Genomic DNA, 3,976 nt, shown 5'->3' with positions numbered 1-3,976 from the left:
CCTGCACGCAACAGGAGATGAACACGCACATGCTGATCGATCCGGCGCTCATGCGTGCGAAGCCGGCAATCTACTGGAGCATGCTGCAGACCGCCGAGCAGGTCGCCAGTCGCTATCGGATTTCCAAGGAGCGTCAGGATGAGTATGGCGTGGCGAGCCAGCTCAAGGCCACCGCTGCCGCAGCCGCCGGCAAGTTCAACGACGAGATCGTGCCGATAACAGTGACAGCCGGTGTGATCGACAAGGCAACCCGTGCGATGGTCACGCGCGAAGTGACTGTCGCGGCTGACGAAGGCATACGTCCCGACACCACACTGGAAGGAGTGTCGAAGATTCGCTCGGCGCTGCCGGGAGGTGTCATCACGGCCGGCAATGCGAGCCAGTTCTCCGATGGCTCGGCGGCGTGCGTCGTGATGGATGCGGCACTCGCTGCAAAGCGCGGCCTCGAGCCGCTGGGCATTTACCGGGGATTTGCTGTGGCCGGCTGCGAGCCGGATGAAATGGGCATCGGTCCGGTGTTCGCCGTGCCAAAACTTCTCCAACGAGTTGGCCTCGGGATAGAAGACATCGGCCTGTGGGAACTGAACGAGGCGTTCGCAGTACAGGTTCTCTACTGTGCCGACACACTGGGCATTCCCATGGACCGGCTCAACGTCAACGGCGGCGCGATCGCAGTCGGCCATCCCTACGGCGTGTCGGGCGCGCGACTCGTCGGCCATGCGCTGCGCGAAGGCAAGCGCCGCGGCGTCAAGTATGTCGTCGTCACGATGTGCATCGGTGGCGGGCAGGGCGCCGCCGGATTGTTCGAAGTCGTTTGATCGACCCAGTGCTCGCGAGCGCTAGTATTTCCCGATGCTGAAGCTCGCCATCGTCACCCGCCAGCCGTGCGCGCCGTTGCGAAACGCGAACATCACGCGGGTGTCCTCTTCCGGCTCGCCGGCTTTGGCCGCGGTGCAGTGCTCCGCGAGGAAGGCGACAGCGAGGTCGCCGGAGCTGCGGATCGGATCGACGATCGCGAGCGTGCAGCGTGGGCCGGCGGCGGTATGCGCGGCAAGCGAACCCATGAATGACTTCAAATTGCGGTACGAGCCTTTCTCACCTTCGCCCGTCACCATCAGATCATCCTCGAACAGGGCGGCGGCAATTTCTTCGGCCGAGGCACTGCGATGAAACAGCGCGTTGGCCTTATCGACAGTTGATTGAATTCCGGCGCGCGCCTGGCTGAGATCGGCGGATAGCGTCAATGCAGGCATGAGAGTTACTGCGAGGCTCATCGCGGTCGCGCTGGTCGCGCGCAGAAATACAGATGTCATGGTTAGCTCCTGATGAGTTGGTTCGCTTGCGCACGCGGAACGACGGCGGCGGCTGGCAGTGCTCACTCGTTCCTTGGCATGCACTTTAGGAGCAGCACGCAGTGGCAGGGTATCCGTGATCGGCAACCTGCAGTGGAGCACGCCGTCGCCGGTCAGGCACTTCCAGCGCCCCTGGTTGCCGATCACGGATACGGGTGTGGTTCGGCTCCATATTAGAGTCGGCTCGACGAGCATGCGACGGGCGCAAGCAGCGGTCCATTGGCGGTCGGTTCGGGGACGAGCGGATGAAGAAGATATCTGGTCTTGCGATGCTGATTCTATTGAGCGTGAGTGCCGCTACGGTGCATGCAGCCGCCAGCGATGCCGCGCCACGCGCCAGCGATTGGCCGCTGATCGGCGGCAATGCTGAAGTCTGGCACCACAGCTCATCGACGCAGATCAACGCCTCGAACATCGAGAAACTAGGTGTCGCTTGGGTGGCCGAGATGCCTTCACGCGACGGGCTCGTCGGCAATCCGATCGTCGTTGATGGCGTGGTGTACCAATCCGGTCCACTCGGACGTGCCTACGCCAATGACGTTCGCACTGGAAAACTACTGTGGATGTTCGCTCCGGAAATCGACTTTGGCGACAAGCAGCGACTGATCTCCGTATGGTCGCTGCGCTACAGCCGCGGTCTTTCCGTGTTGGAAGACAACGTCTATGTCGCTGCCGGAGATTGCCGACTGTTCGCTGTGGATCGCAAGACCGGCAAGCAGAAATGGGAGGCCGTGTCCTGCGACATCGGCCAGGACTACGGAATAACAGCGGCGCCCAGAGTGGGTGGCGGTAAGGTCTTCATCGGCAACGTCTGCGTCGACACGGGCGCAAACCGCGGCTTCGTCGATGCATTCGATGCCAACACCGGCAAGCGTCTGTGGCGCTTCTACACCATGCCCGGCGATCCGACCCAGCCGTTCGAGTCAAAGACGATGGAGATGGCGGCCAAGACCTGGGGTACAGATTACTGGAAGAAAACGCGCGGCTGCGTCAGTGCGTGGGACTCGCTCACCTACGATGACAAGCTCAACTTGCTCTACATCGGCACCGGCAGCGCCGCGCCGCTGAGCCCGCCGGAGCGCGCCGCTGATGCAGGCGATGAACTGTTCGTGGACTCCATCATCGCGGTGAATGCCAGCACCGGTGAGTACGTCTGGCATTACCAGACTGTGCAGCACGACGGTTGGGATCTCGCCGCGGTGTCGCCGGTCTCGATCGCCGAGTTGCCGATCAAGGGCAAGCAGCGGCGTGTCGTCATGACTGCGCCGAAGAATGGCTTTTTCTACGTCCTGGATGCCGAGACCGGCAAGTTCCTGTCTGCCAGCAACTACACAGACGTGAATTGGGCCTCGCATATCGACAGCACTACCGGTCGACCGGTCACCATTGCGGACGCACGCTACTGGGAGCGGCCCGGGCAAGCGAGTGTCGTTTCACCCGCAGTGGGTGGCGCGCATACCTGGCAGGCAATGGCGTTCAATCCAGCGACGCGGCTCGCTTACATACCGGTGTCGGTAACGCCCACGCTCATGAAGCTCGATCCGGAGGCCGTGGTCGGCGGTGTTTCCGTTGACATGTACTACGGATCGAAAGGCGATCCGAAATGGACGGCCCGGGGTGAGTTGGTCGCATGGGATCCAATGACGCAGAAAGCTCGTTGGCGCGTCATGCGCGAGCTGCCGTACAACAGCGGCGTGCTGTCGACCTCGGGCAATCTGGTGTTCCAGGGAACGGCGGTAGGCAAGTTCGATGCGTTTGCTGCGGACACCGGCAAGCAGCTGTGGTCCTTCGATACTCATGCCTCGATGTTGGCGGCGCCGACGTCGGTCGAGGTCGATGGCCAACAGCTGGTTCTGGTGGCTACCGGCAACTCGGGCTCATCGGCCGCTGCGACCAATCTCGCGCGCTACACGAGCACGCCGCAAACTCGCGCGCCATCGCGGCTCATCGCTTTCAAACTGGGAGGAACAGGTTCGATCCCCGCGACCGTGGTGCAGGAGTTTCCGAAACCGCCGTTGCCACGCCAGCCGGTCGAGCTGGCGAAGAAAGGTGCGGAATATTTCGAGGCTGAATGGTGTGTCGGCTGTCACGGGCACGGGGCGGAGAATGTCAGGTCGTCGATTCCCGATCTGCGACTGTCGTCGCCGCAGACGCATCAGCAATTCGAGGCCATCGTGCGCGGAGGCTTGCGACGTAACAATGGAATGCCGGCGTTTCCGCATCTATCGGCCGAGCATCTGCAGGCCATCCAGGCACACGTCATCAATGAAGCCTGGAATGCCTATGAAGCCCAGGAGGCGGCGAAGGCGCATTCCAAATCGCGTTGAGACAAATCGAGTTGAGACAAGTCGCGTTGTGACTCGGATGCGCAGCGGGGAGTGCGCGCGATCGGCGCTCGAGCAGGCGTCAGTCGCGTCGACGCGCGGAGCGGGAGGCGCCCGCGTCTGCGGACCCACGGTTGCTGGGCAACGGCGCTGACAACCGCGCGGCAATTTGTTCTTTTAGCTTCGCGGACGGTTCGGTCGGGGAGAAGTGCGGATCGACCAGTGATCGAAAGATGATCCCGATCAGCGATCCGAGAATGGACTCTGCCTCCGCCAGCGGCTCGATGCCCGCTTGAATCT

General features: G+C 62.3%; 4 protein-coding genes. 2 read left to right on the top strand and 2 right to left on the bottom strand.

Annotated elements, in window-relative coordinates:
• Positions 1-818: acetyl-CoA C-acyltransferase (locus JNL55_RS06425; RefSeq protein WP_293850904.1), on the top strand; the 818-nt coding region annotated here is incomplete at its 5' end.
• 21 nt (positions 819-839) lie between these two features.
• Here the strand turns inward: JNL55_RS06425 and JNL55_RS06420 are convergent.
• Positions 840-1,547, bottom strand: a complete 708-nt coding sequence (locus JNL55_RS06420; RefSeq protein WP_293850902.1) for a nuclear transport factor 2 family protein — start codon at positions 1,545-1,547, stop codon at positions 840-842.
• Positions 1,548-1,597: 50 nt separating this feature from the next.
• Here JNL55_RS06420 and JNL55_RS06415 point away from each other — a divergent pair, with 50 nt between their 5' ends.
• On the top strand, positions 1,598-3,679 hold the full coding sequence (locus tag JNL55_RS06415) for a PQQ-binding-like beta-propeller repeat protein (RefSeq protein WP_293850900.1): 2,082 nt from the start codon (positions 1,598-1,600) through the stop codon (positions 3,677-3,679).
• A 79-nt stretch (positions 3,680-3,758) separates the two neighbouring features.
• Here JNL55_RS06415 and JNL55_RS06410 read toward each other — a convergent pair.
• Positions 3,759-3,976: hypothetical protein (locus JNL55_RS06410; RefSeq protein ID WP_293850897.1), on the bottom strand; the 218-nt coding region annotated here is incomplete at its 5' end.

It is taken from the genome of Steroidobacter sp., from assembly GCF_016790065.1.
In the GTDB taxonomy this organism is placed as follows: Bacteria; Pseudomonadota; Gammaproteobacteria; order Steroidobacterales; family Steroidobacteraceae; genus Steroidobacter.
This window is presented reverse-complemented; position numbering and strand designations above follow the sequence as displayed.